The sequence below is a fragment of the Occultella kanbiaonis genome (assembly GCF_009708215.1).
In the GTDB taxonomy this organism is placed as follows: Bacteria; Actinomycetota; Actinomycetes; order Actinomycetales; family Beutenbergiaceae; genus Occultella; species Occultella kanbiaonis.
The window spans coordinates 4,594,289-4,609,037 of record NZ_CP046175.1 but is presented as its reverse complement, the minus strand read 5'-3'; the positions used below and the strand labels follow the sequence as shown (position 1 = coordinate 4,609,037).

The following is a 14,749-nucleotide window of genomic DNA, read 5'->3' as shown; positions in this document are numbered from 1 at the left end:
CATCCACACTCACTTCACAGCGGAAGCGAATCGGCGCGAGGGTGCGCCGGGAGGGATCGACCATGCGCAACATCGGATTCTCAGCGAGGCGCGAGCGCGGCCGCGGCGTCGCGGCCATCGTCGGTGCCGGCCTGGTGCTCGCCCTGGCGGCCTGCGGGCAGGCGGACGACGGCGGCACGGACGCGGGCGACGGTGGCACGTCGGCCGAGGGTGAGGCGGTCACGATCCGCTTCGCCTGGTGGGGCAACGAGGACCGGGCCGCCATCACGAACGAGGCCGTGGCGATCTTCGAGACGGCCAACCCGAACATCACCGTGGAGACCGAGTACGTCGACTTCAACGCGTATTTCGACAGGCTCGCGACCACGGTCGCCGCCGGGGACGCCCCGGACGTGATCACGATGGGCGGCGCGTACCCGCGCGAGTACGGCGATCGCGGCGCGCTCCTCGACCTCGCCGAGGTCGCCGAGTACCTGGACACCTCCACGCTCGACGCGGGCGCGTTGTCCAACGGGTTCTTCTCGGACACCCAGTACGGGGTACCGACCGGCGCGAACACCTACGGCGTCGTGATCAACCCGGCGATCTTCGAGGCGGCCGGGGTGGACCTGCCGGACCAGGACTCGTGGACCTGGGACGACTTCGCGGAGATCGCGGCCGAGATCAGCGCGAACACCCCGGACGGTACCTACGGCGCCGCCGACCCGACGTCCGCCGAGGTGCTCGACCTCTACCTGAACCACCAGTCCGGGCACGGCCTGTACCTTGCGGACGGGTCACTCAACGCGACCCCGGAGCTGGTCGGCGACTGGTTCACCTACAGTTCCGGTCTGATGGAGTCGGGGGCGACGCCACCGGCCACGATCACCTCCGAGCTGACCACCCAGACCTCGCCCGAGCAGTCGCTGCTCGGGCAGGGGCTCGCCGCGATGTCCTTCGGGTGGTCGAACAACCTCGGCGCGTTCCGGGAGGCGTCCGGTCAGGACCTGATCCTGATCCGGGTGCCCGGTGACTCCGGCCCGAACGGGTCCGCAATGTGGCAGCAGGCCTCGCAGCTGTACACGATCAACGCCGAGACAGAGCACCCGGAGGCCGCCGCACAACTCGTCGACTTCCTCGTCAACAGCACCGACGCGGCCGACCTCATCGGGACCGACCGCGGCGTCCCCTCGAACGAGACGATCCGGGCGCACCTGTCCGAGCAGGGCCTCGAACCGACCACCCAGGTGGAGTTCGACTTCCTCAGCCAGGTCAACGAGTTCATCGACGGCGACTTCGTGATCGGGCCGACCGGCTCCACCGAGAGCGCCGGCATCCTGACCCGGCTGAACCAGGAGGTGCTGTTCGCCCGGACCAGCCCCGAGGACGCGGGTGCGGCGTTCGTGACCGAAGTGACCGCGGCGATCTCCTGAGCAGGTGGGTCGAGCGGGCAGGGTGAGCGAGGGAGTTGAGCGCATGGGACCGGCATCCGCGACGCGTACCGGGGGAGGTGCCCGAGCATGTCCGCACTCCGTGAGCTGAGCACGATGCGACGCGAGTCCGGCCGGGGCGGGCCGGGCCGGCGACGCCGCGGCCGCAGCGCCGCGGAGAAGGGGGACAACCGGGCCGCGGTGTTCTTCCTGGCCCCGTGGTTCATCGGGCTGTTCGTGATCACAGCGGGTCCGCTCGTGGCCTCGCTCTACCTGTCCTTCACCGACTACAACCTCCTGCAGGACCCGAACTGGATCGGCTGGGAGAACTACGTCCGGATGTTCGCCGACGAGCGGCTGCTGAACTCGCTCGGGGTCACGTTCACCTACGTGCTGATCTCCGTCCCGCTGCAGCTCGCTGCGGCGCTGCTGCTGGCGATCGTGCTCGACCGGGGCCTGCGCGGCCTGGCGATCTACCGGTCCGTGTTCTATCTGCCGTCGCTGCTCGGCGGATCGGTCGCGATCGCGATCCTGTGGCGGCAGGTGTTCGGCACGAACGGACTGGTGAACCAGTTCCTCGCGCTCCTCGGCATCGAGGGTCAGGGCTGGGTGTCGCACCCGGACTACGCCCTCGGCACCCTGATGATCCTGAACGTCTGGACGTTCGGTGCGCCGATGGTGATCTTCCTGGCGGGACTGCGGCAGATCCCGGAGACCTACTACGAGGCCGCCGCGATCGATGGAGCGTCCCGGGCCCGCCGGTTCCGCTCGATCACGCTGCCGCTGCTCACCCCGATCATCTTCTTCAACCTGGTGCTTCAGCTGATCGGCGCGTTCCAGTCGTTCACGCAGGCCTTCGTGGTCTCCGGCGGCACCGGTGGCCCGGCGGACTCGACCTTGTTCTACACGCTCTACCTCTACCAGCGGGGGTTCGGCGCGTTCGACATGGGCTACGCGTCCGCGATGGCCTGGCTGCTGCTGGTGATCATCGGCGGGATGACCGCCGTGAACTTCTTCGCCTCCAAGTTCTGGGTGTTCTACGGTGACTGAGACCAGGGCGGGTGCTGCGGGCCCCCGGGCCGACCTCCCGACCGTGGGCCGCCGGGGTCGCACCCTGTCCGAGCTGGCGGCCGAGGCACCGCCGACCCGGCGGCCGGTGCTGTGGCGGACCCGGCTCCGCTCGATCGTGCGCCACGCGCTGCTGATCGCATTCGGCCTGGTGATGCTCTATCCGCTGCTGTGGATGGTGTCCAGCTCGATGAAGCCGAACGACATCATCTTCCGGGACCCGTCGCTGTTGCCAGCCGAGTGGGACCTGAGCAACTACACCGTCGGGTGGAACGCGCTGGCGCACCCGTTCACGCACTACCTGGCCAACTCCGCCGTGGTCGTGGTGGGGGCCGTGCTCGGGAACCTGATCTCCTGCTCGATGGCGGCGTACGCGTTCGCGCGGCTGAACTTCACCGGCCGGCGGCTGTGGTTCGCGATCATGCTGATGTCGATCATGCTCCCGATCCACGTGGTGATCGTGCCGCAGTACGTCCTGTTCTCCGAGCTGGACTGGATCAACACGTTCCTGCCGCTGATCGTCCCGAAGTTCCTCGCCACCGACGCGTTCTTCATCTTCCTGATGGTCCAGTTCTTCCGGGGTATCCCGAAGGAGCTGGACGAGGCGGCCCGCCTGGACGGCTGCGGCCACATCCGCATCTACGCCCGGATCATGATGCCGCTGTCCCTGCCCGCGCTGGCCACCACGGCGATCTTCACGTTCATCTGGACCTGGAACGACTTCTTCGGCCAGCTCATCTTCCTGACCAGCCCGGACATGTACACGGTCCCGGTGGCCCTGCGCACGTTCGTGGACTCCACCGGATCCTCGAACTGGGGTGCCCTGTTCGCCATGTCCATCGTGTCCCTGATCCCGGTCTTCGTCGTGTTCCTGTTCGGCCAGAAGTACCTGGTCAAGGGGATCGCCACGACCGGCATCAAGTAGCCCAGGGCCCAGCGCACCGACGAGAGGAGAACACCCACCATGACGAGGTACGCGATCATCGGGACCGGCTCGCGCGCTCGGATGTACATCGACGCCCTGCTCGGCACCTTCGCCGACGCCGGGGAGCTCGTGGCCTGGTGCGAGCCGAACCCCGGTCGGCTGGACCGTTACGACGAACTGGTCGCGACGGCCAAGCCAGGCGCGCCGCTGCCGGCCCGGTACCTGCCCGCGGACCTCGAGACGATGATCGCCACCGAGCGGGTCGACCGCGTCATCCTGACGAGCCCGGACCACACCCACGCGGACCTGGCCGCCCGCGCGCTGACGGCCGGGGCGGACGTCGTGGTGGAGAAGCCGCTGACGACCGACCTGCCCGGGTGCGAGCGGATCACCGCCGCCGTCGCCGCCACCGGCAGGTCCCTCGTGCTGACCTTCAACTACCGCTACGCGCCGCGCAACGGCGCCCTGAAGGACGTCATCGACTCCGGCCGGATCGGGACCGTCACGTCGGTGCACTTCGAATGGGCCCTCGACACGGCGCACGGCGCGGACTACTTCCGCCGCTGGCACCGCGACCGCGCGAACTCCGGCGGGCTGCTGGTGCACAAGGCCTCGCACCACTTCGATCTGGTCAACTGGTGGCTCGCGGACACCCCTGCCTGGGTGTTCGCGGCGGGCGACCTGCGCTTCTACGGTCGTGACAACGCGCTCGCCCGGGGCCTTCCCGCCCGCCCGGCCCGCGGCACGGTGGACCCACCCACCCGGGACCCGTTCGCCCTCGACCTGCGCACCGACCCGGAGCTACGGCGCCTGTACTAAGAGGCCGAGCACCACGACGGGTACCTGCGCGACGTCGACGTGTTCTCGGCAGGCATCTCCATCGACGACAACATGTCCGTGATGGTCGGCTACGGCTGCGGCCCGGTGCTCACCTACTCGCTGAACGCCCACTCGCCGTGGGAGGGGTACCGGGTGACGGCGAACGGCACCGAGGGCCGCGCCGAGCTCGAGGTCGTGGAGCGTTCGGCCGTCGTCCCGGACGCCGACGGCCATCCGATCCTCGACGCGAACTCCCCAGCCAACGTGGCCGGCGCGGACGGTGTCCGTGCCCGTGGGCAGCGACTGCTCGTGCAGCGGCACTGGGAGGTCGCGCAGGAGGTCCCGATCCCCGCCGGCGAGGGCGGGCACGGCGGTGGCGACGGTCGGCTCCTGACCGATGTCCTTCGCGGCCCCGCCGTCGATCCGCTCGGCCGCCCCGCCGGGCTCGCGGACGGACTGCGGTCGGTGCTGGTGGGCATCGCGGCGAACGACTCGCGCCGCACGGGCGCCCGGGTGGACATCGCCGACCTCCTGGCCGGGACCTCCGTTCCCGCGGCGCTCGCCGAGCCTGACCCGGCGCGCCCGTGACCGGCGCCGCCAGCACGCCCGACGGCGGAGCGTGCGCCGGATAGGGGTCAGTCCGGTTCGATCGCGGCGAGGGTCGCGGTGTCGAGGCCGAGGATGGCCTCCTCGTCGGGGCGGTGCCGCAGCACGTTCTCCACGTAGGACGTCAGAGCCTCCGCGAGCGGGATGTCATGGCCGGCGTTCTGCGCCATGAACCAGCGGTGCTCGAGCACCTCGTGGTAGACCTCCGCCGGCTCAAGCTTGCCGCGCAGATCCCGCGGGACGGCGCGGACGGTCGGCTCGAACACCTCGGAGAGCCATTCGTGTGCCACGAACTCCTCGTCCTCGCCCTGCTGGTCGGTCGCCGCCTGGTAGGTGTCCATGTCGTTGAGCAGGCGACGTGCCTGGTTCTCCCCGGCGTCCAGGCCGGTCAGGCGCATCAGCCGGCGGTGGTGGTGGCCGGCGTCGACCACCTTCGGCTGGATCTGCACGGTGGTGCCGTCCACGTCCGTGGTCATCTGCAGTTCGCCGACGTCGTAGCCGAGCTCGTTCAGACGCTGGATCCGGTCCGCGACCCGCCACCGTTCGGTCGCTCCGAACTCCTCGGCACCGGTCAGCTCGTTCCAGAGCTCCTCGTAGCGCTGCACGATCATCTCGCCGACCGCGACGGTGTCCACGTCGTCCACGAGGAGGTCCCCGGCGGCCAGGTCCATGAGTTCGCCGATGATGTTCACCCGGGCGATCTCCAGGTCGTACTCCCGCTGGCCCTTGGTCAGGGTGTCATGCAGATCGCCGGTCTCGGCGTCCACGAGGTAGGCGGCGAACTCGCCCGCGTCCCGCCGGAACAGGGTGTTGGACAGGGACACGTCGCCCCAGTAGAAACCGGTCAGGTGCAGCCGCACGAGCAGCACGGCGAGGGCGTCGATGAGGCGCGTGGCCATGTCCGGGGCCAGGTACCGGCTGAACAGGGCCCGGTACGGCAGCGAGAACTTCAGGTGCTTGGTGATCAGGACCGAGTTCAGTTGCTCACCGTCGGAGGAGGTGCGGCCCGTGATGACCCCGACCGGTTCCACGGACGGCACGTCCAGGCGGTTCAGGTCGCGCAGCAGCGCGTACTCGCGGTACGCGACCGACTCGCCGATCTCCTTGACCGCGATGACCCGTCCGGACAGTTTCACGAAGCGGACCACGTGCCGGGAGATCCCGCGGGGCAGCGCGGCCAGGTGCGACTCGGGCCACTCCTCGAGCGGTATGTGCCAGGGCAGGTCCAGCAGCGCCGGGTCCGGGGCCGCGGCGGTGATCTGCAGGGACTGAGGCATGGAAGAAGTCTCTCAGGTTCGGCCGACATCGTGTGCGCCGGTGCGGGGGCGAGCGCACCGGCGCACACGCGAGGGGGCGGGCCCCGTCAGGAACCCGCCCCCTCGCGTACTGCTGTGGATCAGACCGGCAGACGCTCACCGGTGGCGGAGGAGAAGACGTGTGCCTCACCCTCACGAACCTTGACCCAGATCTTGTCGCCCTTCAGCGGGGGGCGGCGGGGGTCGACGCGCGCGATCAACTGCGCCTCACCGGCACCGGAGGTCACGTTCTCGGCGATCTCACGCGAGGAGAGCTGGCCGTAGACGAACGCGTCCGAGCCGAGCTCCTCGACGAGGTTCACGTTGATACCGAACGCGCCCTCGGAGCCTTCGGTCGCGACGTCAAGGGACTCCGGACGGAAGCCGAGGGTGATCTCGCCCTTGTCCGCCTCGGTGAGCGCGTCGATCGTGGTGCGGGTCAGCGGGATGTGCGTGTCGCCCAGGTTCGCCTTGCCGTCCGCGACGGAGAAGGTGCCAAGGTTCATCGCGGGAGAGCCGATGAAGCCGGCGACGAACACGTTCTGCGGGGTGTCGTACATCTCCCGCGGGGTGCCGACCTGCTGGAGCAGACCGTCCTTGAGGACCGCGATGCGGTCACCCATGGTCAGTGCCTCGGTCTGGTCGTGGGTCACGTACACCGTGGTGACGCCGAGACGACGCTGCAGCGACGCGATCTGCGTACGCGTCTGGACGCGGAGCTTGGCGTCCAGGTTGGACAGCGGCTCGTCCATGAGGAACACCTGGGGCTGACGCACGATGGCGCGGCCCATGGCGACGCGCTGACGCTGACCACCGGAGAGCGCCTTCGGCTTGCGGTCGAGGTACTCGGTCAGGTCGAGGATCTTGGCTGCCTCTTCGACGCGCTCGCGGATCTGCGCCTTCGGGGTGCCGGCGATCTTCAGGGCGAAGCCCATGTTGTCCGCCACGGACATGTGCGGGTACAGCGCGTAGTTCTGGAACACCATCGCGATGTCGCGGTCCTTGGGCTGGACGTCGGTGACGTCGCGGTCGCCGATGAGGATGCGGCCGGAGTTCACGTCCTCAAGGCCTGCGAGCATGCGCAGGGAGGTGGACTTACCGCAGCCGGACGGGCCGACGAAAACCATGAACTCGCCGTCGCCGACCTCGAGGTTGAGCGAGTCAACCGCGGGACGCTCCTGACCCGGGTACACCCGGGTTGCCTGGTCGAAAGTGACCGATGCCATGTTGGTCTTTCCCTTCACCGGCAGGTACGTGCCGGACGATCCGTTGTGAAAGGTGTCAGAGTGTCTCCGCTGACACGGCTCGCAATCGTTGCGGGCCACGCACGATTGTGCCACACGTCACGGTGTGGTCTGCGTCGCTCTCCGGTCCGCGAGATGGGTCAGCATCCGCGCGACCCCCCGCTCGTCCGGGACGCGGTGGTCCGCGACCGTCGGGGCCCCGCCCACCTTCACGCCGACGTCGCCGTCCCGCAGGGTGGCCAGCGCCGTCTCATCGGTCACGTCGTCGCCGGCGTACAGCACCCGGGGCCCGACGGCGAAGGTCGCCTCCCCGGGTGCACTCGCCTCCCGCGGTGGTGCCGCTGGGCCGCCGAGCAGCCGCGCCCGCAGGCGCTCGAGGGCCTGCCCCTTGGTCACCTCGAGGACGGCCAGCTCAGCGACCTGGTTGCCCCGGATCGGGTGCACCCCCGGCCACGCGCCCGGTCCCGCCATCGCCGCGGCGAGCGCCTCGTCCGCGGCCGCGGGAGCGAGCCCGCGGGTGTGCAGGGCCGCCGCGGCCGGCTTGTCCTCGACCCACGCGCCCGGGTACGCCGCGGCCAGCTCGGCCACCGCGTCGGCGACGGCTGCGCGCAGCTCGGCCTGCGCCGTCGTCAACTCGAATGGGTCGAGGTGCAGGGTGCCGTCGGCGCGGACCTCGCCGGTCTGCCCGCCGTGGCTGCCGACCAGCCAGGTGCCGGCGGACGGCCCTGCGAGGGTGAGCAGGTCCGCGGCCGGTCGGCCGGAGACGAGCGCGAGCTGCACGCCGGGGTCGGCGCCGAGCCGCGCCAGGGCGGCGGAGGACTCCGGCAGCGGGCGGGAGTTCGCCGGATCCTGCTCGAACGGGGCGAGGCAGCCGTCGAAGTCGAGGGCGATCAGGATCGGCGACGATGCGGCGAAGTCGTCGAGCGCCGCCGTCAGGGTCTCTTCCATGCGGTACTCCTCGGGCTCGTGCGGGTGCGGGCTCAGACGTGTGAGGTCCGCTGCGGCACCGCCTCCAGCACGGACAGGAACGAGTTCGCCCAGTGCGCCACGTCGTGCTCGAGGACCCGTTTGCGCAACGCGCGCATCCGGCGGCGCCCCTCCCGGGGGTCCATGGTCGAGGCCCTCATCATCACGGACTTCATGCCCTCGATGTCATGCGGGTTGACCAGCAGGGCCTGGCTCATCTCGTCCGCGGCACCGGCGAACTCGCTGAGCACGAGGACCCCGCCGAGGTCGCTGCGGGCGGCGACGTACTCCTTGGCGACCAGGTTCATGCCGTCCCGCAGCGCGGTCACGAGCATCACGTCCGCCGCCCGGTACAGGGCCGCCATCTCCTCCTGCGGGTAGGAGTGGTGCATGTAGTAGATGGCCGCGCGGCCGAGCGAGCCGTGCTCGCCGTTGAGGTTGCCGACCATCACCTCGACCTCGTGGCGGAGCGTCTGGTACTCCTCCACCTGCTCCCGGCTCGGGCTGGCCACCTGCACCAGCGCCGCCGCGGGCACGGTGAGTTTCTTCTCGGCCACCAGCTCGCCGAACGCCTTGATCCGGTGCCGGATGCCCTTCGTGTAGTCGAGCCGGTCGACGCCGAGCAGCAGCACGTCCGGATCGCCCAGCTCGGAGCGGATCGCGGCAGCCCGTTTCTCCACGGCCTCGGTCCGGGCGAGCTCGTCCAGCTGCGCCGAGTCGATGGAGATCGGGAACGTCGCCGCCCGCACGTGCCGCTCCGGGCGGGTCCAGTGCTTGCCGATGGTGATGACCTGGCCGCGGGTGCCGTAGGAGGTGAACCGGCGCACGGCGCGCAGGAAGTTGGCCGCGTCCCCGGTGCGCTGGAAGCCGACCAGGTCCGCCCCGAGCAGCCCTTCGACGACCTGCCTGCGCCAGGGCAGCTGGCCGAACAGCTCCACCGGCGGGAACGGGATGTGGTTGAAGAACCCGATCCGCACGTCCGGACGGAGCCGCCGCAGCATCTGCGGCACGAGCTGCAGCTGGTAGTCGTGGACCCAGACGGTGGCGTGCTCCGCCGCGTTCACCGCGGCCGCCTCCGCGAACCGGCGGTTCACCTCGAGGTAGGCGTTCCACCAGACCCGGTGGTACTCCGGGTCGACGATCACGTCGTGGTAGAGCGGCCACAGGGTCGCGTTCGAGAAGCCCTCGTAGTAGGTGGCGATCTCCTCGGCGGTCAGTGGCACAGGTGCGAGCCACATGTCGTCCGCCTCGAACGGCTCGATCGTGGTGTCCGCGGCGCCGGACCAACCGACCCAGGCCCCACCCTTGGCCCTCATGATCGGTGCCAGTGCCGTGACGAGTCCTCCGGGGGAGCGGCTCCACGTGCGTTCGCCGTCGACATCGGTCTGGATGTCCACAGGCAGGCGGTTGGCGACAACGACGAAATCGTGAGTGCCGGACATATCCCTCAACTCTTCAGTGGTGTGGCCCCAGGGTATCGGGGCAGCGCCGGACCTGCCGGGGACCGCCGGTGCGCCGGCCGAGCGGCGGGCCGCCCCCGGCCGCCCCGGATGGTGGCGTAGGTTGCCGATATGGACGAGCGCCCGGTCTCCTCCCCACTGCGTGAGGTGGGTGGATACCGGCTGCTCGCGAGGCTGGGCGCGGGCGGCATGGGCACCGTGTACAAGGCCCTCGACGCGGAGGACCGGCTGGTCGCGGTGAAGCTGTTACACCCGGTGTTCAGCGCGGACGAGGCGGCCCGGGAGCGGCTGCGCCGGGAGGTGGCCACCCTGCACCGGGTCCGTGGTGAGCACGTCGCCCGGGTGCTGGACGCGGAGGCGGACTCCGACGAGGCGTTCATCGTCACCGAGCTGATCGACGGGCAGTCGCTGGAGGACTCGATCGTCGAGCACGGGCCGATGGACGCCGAGGAGCTGGCGGGCCTCGCGAACGGGTTGGCGCTGGCGCTGGAGGAGATCCACGCCGCCGGCGTGGTGCACCGGGACCTCAAGCCGGCCAACGTGATGCTGACCGACGACGGCCCCGTCGTGATCGACTTCGGCATCTCCCAGCTCGCCGACGACACCCGGCTGACCCAGACCGGCATGGTCACCGGCACCCCCGGATACGTCGACCCCGAGGTGATGCGCGGCGCCGACCCGGGGCCAGCGGGGGACTGGTGGGGCTGGTCCGCCGTGCTCGTCTACTCGGCCACCGGGCGGCCACCGTTCGGGCGCGGCCCCGGGGTGCTGATGCGGGTCGAGGCCGGCCGCGCGGACGTCGCGGACCTGCACCCGCGGGTGGCGCAGGTGCTCCGCCGCGCACTGCACCCGGACCCCGACCGTCGGATGGGCGCCGAGACCGTGCTGCGCGCACTCACCGATCACGCCGAGGGCCGGGAGGTCACGTCGCTGCTCGCGCCCGGCGACTGGGACGAGGGTGAGCACGGGCCCGACGGCGCAGGTTCCGCGGGCCATGCCGGTTACGACAGTGCCGGTTACGACGGTGCCGGTTACGACGGTGCCGGTTACAACGGTGCCGCCTACGACGGCGAGGGCTCCGCCGGTCGGTCGCGTGCAGCCGGCGCCGTTGGTGCGGCGGGCGCACTCGGTGCCGCGGGTGCTCTGGGCGGCGCGGCCCGCGCCGGTGCGCCGGGCGACGTGCCGCCGTCCTACGCGCCGTCGGCCGGCTCCGGTGACCTGCCGCCGTCGTACTCTCCGGCGGGCGGCGCGACCGCTGCCGGCGACGTGCCGCCGTCGTACTCGCCGTCCGCGGCCCGCACGAGCGCGCTGGGCGAGGAGCCGCCGACGTACCGGCCGCCGGGCGGGCACCCGCCGTCGTACGCGCCGTCGGCCGGCTCCGGTGCCGAGGCCGGCGCCGACGGACCCCCGGGGCCGCGCGATCCGCAGCCGGGCGACCGCCCGGCGACCGCCGTGATGCCGCTCGCCCTGCGTCAGCAGTACCCGCCGACGCAGGTGACCCCGCTGCACGAGGTAGCGCCGACCGCGCCGCCCGTGCCGCAACAACCGGTGCAGCAGCAGCCCTTTCCGCGGCAGGTGGCGCAGCAGCACGTCGCGCCACCACCGAGCCAGGTAGCGGGCCCGCCCGGCCGGCCCACGCCGTCGGACCCCTCCTGGCACCCGACCACCTCCGGGGAGCCGCCCGAGGTGCCCGGTCAGTTCGGGCAGCCCGGCCAGGGTGAGGTCCCCGGCCAGTGGCCCGCCTGGGCCATCCCCGCGAAACCGCGGCCGGGCGTGACCGGCGCCTGGTGGTTGGCCGCCGTCGGGCTCGGCGCGCTCTGGCCGTCCTGGACGCTGCTGGTGTTCCTCGCCGTCTTCCTGCTCGTCGGCACCGTGGGCTCCGCGGCGCGGAGCCTGCGCGGGCGACGGATCCGGCGCGGCCCGGGCAAGTGGGACCTGGTCACGGCCGGCCTCGCCTCCCCGTGGCACTTCGTGCTCTCCGCGCTGCTGACGCTGCCCGGTCTGATCGTCGCCGGGCTCGGCGGAGTCATCGTGTGGGGGTTGGCGTCGCCGTCGGTGCCGCTGACGATCGTGGTGCCCGCCGTCGTGGCCGTGGTGACGCTGCTGCTGTGGTGGACCCCGTCGAGCGGGCATGCGCGGGAGGGGGCCCGGTCGGTGCTCGCGGTGTTCGCGCCAGGGGTGCGCGGGGCCTGGGCATGGGTCGCCATCGCACTCGCCCTGCTGGCGACGGCCGCGGTACTCCTGCTCGTCGGCAGCGCCGCCACCGACTGGGCGCCGTTCGAGCAGCCGCCGATCCCTCGCTTCTGACCCGGCCGGGGTGCCCGGCCCCCGCTCGCCGACCGCGGCGCACCCGGCCACGTCCTGCGGCGCTGACGCAGTGCCCGGTGCCTGACTCAGACGGTTCCACCGGTCTGTCTCGGGCGGGATGTACTGCGTGACGGCAGGAGGGGCTGCCCGGGTGGTGCGCGCATCGAGGGGATGTGACCAGACCCCCATTCCGATCCATCAGGTGCGCGCCGTATCCTGTGGGGCGTGACCGGTGGCTGGAGCGAACGTGTGCGCGCACTCGCGCGCCCGACGTCCCCTGCCCTCCTCGTCGCCACCGTGCTTGCCTGGCCGGCACTGACCGCCGGCTTCACCGCACTGCTGCGCGCGAGCGAGTGCGTGCGCGGCACCGGCCTGATCGGGTTCGTCGCGCAGAACGTGGCGCAGATGCGCGGGGTCGCGGACTGTCCCACCGGATACCTGGGCTTCGGGCCGCACACGGCCACCCTGCTCGGGGTGTTCGCCGCACTCGCCGCGACCGCCGTGCTGGCGAACCTGGCCGCCGTCGCCGTCGGGCACTGGCTGGCGAGGGCCGTGGCCGCGGTCCGTGACGGCATCGCGAGGTTGCTGCGCTCGCAGCGACCCGAACGACCCAGGGCGACCCCCGCCGTCGGGCAGGTGTTCGTCGACTGGCTGGCCAGTTCCGTGGCCGCCGATCGTCCGTCCCGGCAGGTGCTGCGCCGCGGTCCGCCGGTGTGTGCGTAGGCGCGCGGTAACCGCAGCCGACCAGCACGCCTTCAGCACCCGCAGCGGCCAGACGCCGCGCACCCAGGACAAGGACGACTCCCATGGCAGCGAACACCCCCAAGGCGACCCGCGAGGAGCGCCGCGAGGCGGCCCGACTCGAGGCGGCCCGTCTGCGCGAGCAGGCGGCCAAGCGCGAGAAGCGCAACCGCGGCATCCTCATCGGCGCCGTCGTACTCGTGATCGCGCTGATCGCGACCGCCGGCTTCTTCATCTACCAGGCCGCAGGGCGCACCCTGCTCTCGGACTTCGAGGGTGAGGTCCCGGCGGGTTCGAACCTGCACGGCGGCATCCCGATCGGCGCCGAGGGCGCCGGCAGCCCGAACGAGGGCGCCGTGGAGGTCGACATCTACCTCGACTTCCTGTGCCCCTACTGCGGTCAGTTCGAGCAGGTCAACGGCGAGGACGTGGCCTCGCTGGCCGCGGACGGCACGGCGACCATCACCTACCACCCGCTCGCGAATCTGGACAACGCGTCGGCGGGCACCATGTACTCCACCCGCGCCGCGAACGCGTTCGCGACCGTCTCGGCGGCCGAGCCGGCCATGGCCCTGCCGTTCGCCGAGGCCCTCTTCGCGAACCAGCCGGCCGAGGGCGGCCCGGGCCTGACCGACGAGGAGATCGTCGCGCTCGCCGTCGAGGCGGGTGTGTCCCAGGAGGTCGCCGACTCCCTCGCCGCCGGCACCTACACCGACTGGGTCGGTGTGGCCACCCAGCAGTCGCAACGCGACGGCGTCAGCGGCACCCCGACGATCCACATCGACGGCCAGGACTGGACCGGCAACTGGACGGAGCCGGGCGCGTTCCTGGCCGCCGTCACCGACGCCGCCTGACGCCATGGCGTCGCGGTCGAGCAAGGCCACGGCTGCCTCCGCCCGGGACCGCGCCCGGGCGGAGGCGGAGCGGATCCGGGCCGAGCAGGCGAAGAAGGAGCGGCGCACCCGCGCCATCCTGATCGCGGGCGCGGTGGCCCTCGTCGCGCTGATCGTGGCTGCCGGGATCCTGATCGCCCAGCAGGCGAACAAGTCCTACCTCGAGGACGTCGAGGTGCGACCGGCGAACTCCGACCTGCACGGCGGGATCAGCGTCGGTGCCGACGGCGCCGCGGGCACCGCCAACGATGGTGCCCCGGTACTGAACGTCTACCTCGACTTCATGTGCCCGCACTGCGTCGAGTTCGAGGCGGTCAACGCCGCCGACCTCACCGAGCTGCGCGAGGCCGGCGACCTGACCGTGGTCTACCACCCGGTCGCGATCGTGGACCCCGGCGCGGCCGGTGCCTCGCAGCGGTCCGCGATCGCCGCCGCGGCGGTCGCGAACTACGCCCCAGAACAGTTCGTGGCGTTCATCGACGCTGTGTTCGCGTTCCAGGAGCAGGAGATCGTGGCGCTCTCGGACGACCAGCTCGCCGAGATCGCCGCGGACGTGGACGTGCCGCAGGACGCCATCGACACGTTCACCGACGGCCAGTACCCGGAGTGGGTCCAGGCCGCCACGAACCAGATGGAGCGGGACACCGGCAACCGGTCCACCCCGCAGGTCCTGCTCGACGGCGAGGTCCTGGACGTGACCTGGACGGAGCCCGGCGTGCTCCGTGAGGCGATCGAGGCCGCGGCCGGCGGGGCGTGAGGGAAGCCGGAACTCGTTTGGTCAGCCCCTGACGGACTCTGGCAGACTCGTCCGGAGCCCGTGAGGGCGCGCCACCTTAGCTCAGCTGGTAGAGCACCCGCCTTGTAAGCGGACGGTCGTCGGTTCGAATCCGACAGGTGGCTCCAGCTCCGGCGGGTCCGCCGGAGGGTCGACTGCGCGAGGAGTGGCTCCTCCGCGTCAAGGCTCGTCGTGACTCGACGGCGTCGAGCCTGACGTGCCCCGGGACCCTGGGCGGGTC

General features: G+C 71.4%; 13 protein-coding genes and 1 tRNA gene. 10 read left to right on the top strand and 4 right to left on the bottom strand.

The annotated features are described in order from the left end of the window. The first annotated feature begins 62 nt into the window (after positions 1 to 62). The 5 genes from GKS42_RS21200 (at position 63) to GKS42_RS26980 (ending at position 4,809) form a co-directional block, all read left to right on the top strand. Positions 63 to 1,412 (top strand): ABC transporter substrate-binding protein, encoded by a 1,350-nt coding sequence (locus GKS42_RS21200; protein WP_154795631.1) that lies wholly within the window; start codon positions 63 to 65, stop codon positions 1,410 to 1,412. 87 nt (positions 1,413 to 1,499) lie between these two features. Next, positions 1,500 to 2,459, top strand: a complete 960-nt coding sequence (locus GKS42_RS21195) for a carbohydrate ABC transporter permease (RefSeq protein WP_154795630.1) — start codon at positions 1,500 to 1,502, stop codon at positions 2,457 to 2,459. 106 nt (positions 2,460 to 2,565) lie between these two features. Continuing rightward, the gene (locus GKS42_RS21190; RefSeq protein WP_435529678.1) at positions 2,566 to 3,402 is read left to right on the top strand and encodes a carbohydrate ABC transporter permease; all 837 of its coding nucleotides are present in this window, start codon (positions 2,566 to 2,568) and stop codon (positions 3,400 to 3,402) included. Positions 3,403 to 3,441: 39 nt separating this feature from the next. Then, a complete protein-coding gene (locus GKS42_RS26985; RefSeq protein ID WP_354002677.1) occupies positions 3,442 to 4,221 on the top strand; it encodes a Gfo/Idh/MocA family protein in 780 nt (259 codons plus the stop codon). 39 nt (positions 4,222 to 4,260) lie between these two features. Beyond that, complete coding sequence (locus GKS42_RS26980; RefSeq protein WP_354002676.1) at positions 4,261 to 4,809, top strand: hypothetical protein; 549 nt, start codon at positions 4,261 to 4,263, stop codon at positions 4,807 to 4,809. Between the two features lie 47 nt (positions 4,810 to 4,856). Here the strand turns inward: GKS42_RS26980 and GKS42_RS21180 are convergent, their stop codons facing one another. The 4 genes from GKS42_RS21180 to GKS42_RS21165 form a co-directional block, all read right to left on the bottom strand. Further along, positions 4,857 to 6,104, bottom strand: a complete 1,248-nt coding sequence (locus GKS42_RS21180; protein WP_154795629.1) for a DUF4032 domain-containing protein — start codon at positions 6,102 to 6,104, stop codon at positions 4,857 to 4,859. A 119-nt stretch (positions 6,105 to 6,223) separates the two neighbouring features. Beyond that, on the bottom strand, positions 6,224 to 7,348 hold the full coding sequence (locus GKS42_RS21175) for an ABC transporter ATP-binding protein (RefSeq protein WP_154795628.1): 1,125 nt from the start codon (positions 7,346 to 7,348) through the stop codon (positions 6,224 to 6,226). Between the two features lie 117 nt (positions 7,349 to 7,465). Continuing rightward, on the bottom strand, positions 7,466 to 8,314 hold the full coding sequence (gene otsB / locus GKS42_RS21170; protein ID WP_154795627.1) for a trehalose-phosphatase: 849 nt from the start codon (positions 8,312 to 8,314) through the stop codon (positions 7,466 to 7,468). Positions 8,315 to 8,346: 32 nt separating this feature from the next. Then, complete coding sequence (locus tag GKS42_RS21165) at positions 8,347 to 9,774, bottom strand: alpha,alpha-trehalose-phosphate synthase (UDP-forming) (RefSeq protein WP_154795626.1); 1,428 nt, start codon at positions 9,772 to 9,774, stop codon at positions 8,347 to 8,349. A gap of 129 nt (positions 9,775 to 9,903) precedes the next feature. On the opposite strand from GKS42_RS21165, the gene GKS42_RS27035 reads away from it, so the two are divergent. The 5 genes from GKS42_RS27035 (at position 9,904) to GKS42_RS21140 (ending at position 14,636) form a co-directional block, all read left to right on the top strand. After that, the gene (locus GKS42_RS27035; protein ID WP_154795625.1) at positions 9,904 to 12,099 is read left to right on the top strand and encodes a serine/threonine-protein kinase; all 2,196 of its coding nucleotides are present in this window, start codon (positions 9,904 to 9,906) and stop codon (positions 12,097 to 12,099) included. 225 nt (positions 12,100 to 12,324) lie between these two features. Next, positions 12,325 to 12,822, top strand: coding sequence for a hypothetical protein (locus tag GKS42_RS21155; protein ID WP_154795624.1), 498 nt, complete (start codon positions 12,325 to 12,327; stop codon positions 12,820 to 12,822). 83 nt (positions 12,823 to 12,905) lie between these two features. Next, on the top strand, positions 12,906 to 13,694 hold the full coding sequence (locus GKS42_RS21150; RefSeq protein ID WP_154795623.1) for a DsbA family protein: 789 nt from the start codon (positions 12,906 to 12,908) through the stop codon (positions 13,692 to 13,694). A 4-nt stretch (positions 13,695 to 13,698) separates the two neighbouring features. Then, the gene (locus tag GKS42_RS21145; protein ID WP_154795622.1) at positions 13,699 to 14,490 is read left to right on the top strand and encodes a DsbA family protein; all 792 of its coding nucleotides are present in this window, start codon (positions 13,699 to 13,701) and stop codon (positions 14,488 to 14,490) included. 70 nt (positions 14,491 to 14,560) lie between these two features. Beyond that, positions 14,561 to 14,636: transfer RNA gene (locus tag GKS42_RS21140), tRNA-Thr, on the top strand. Positions 14,637 to 14,749: the final 113 nt, after the last annotated feature.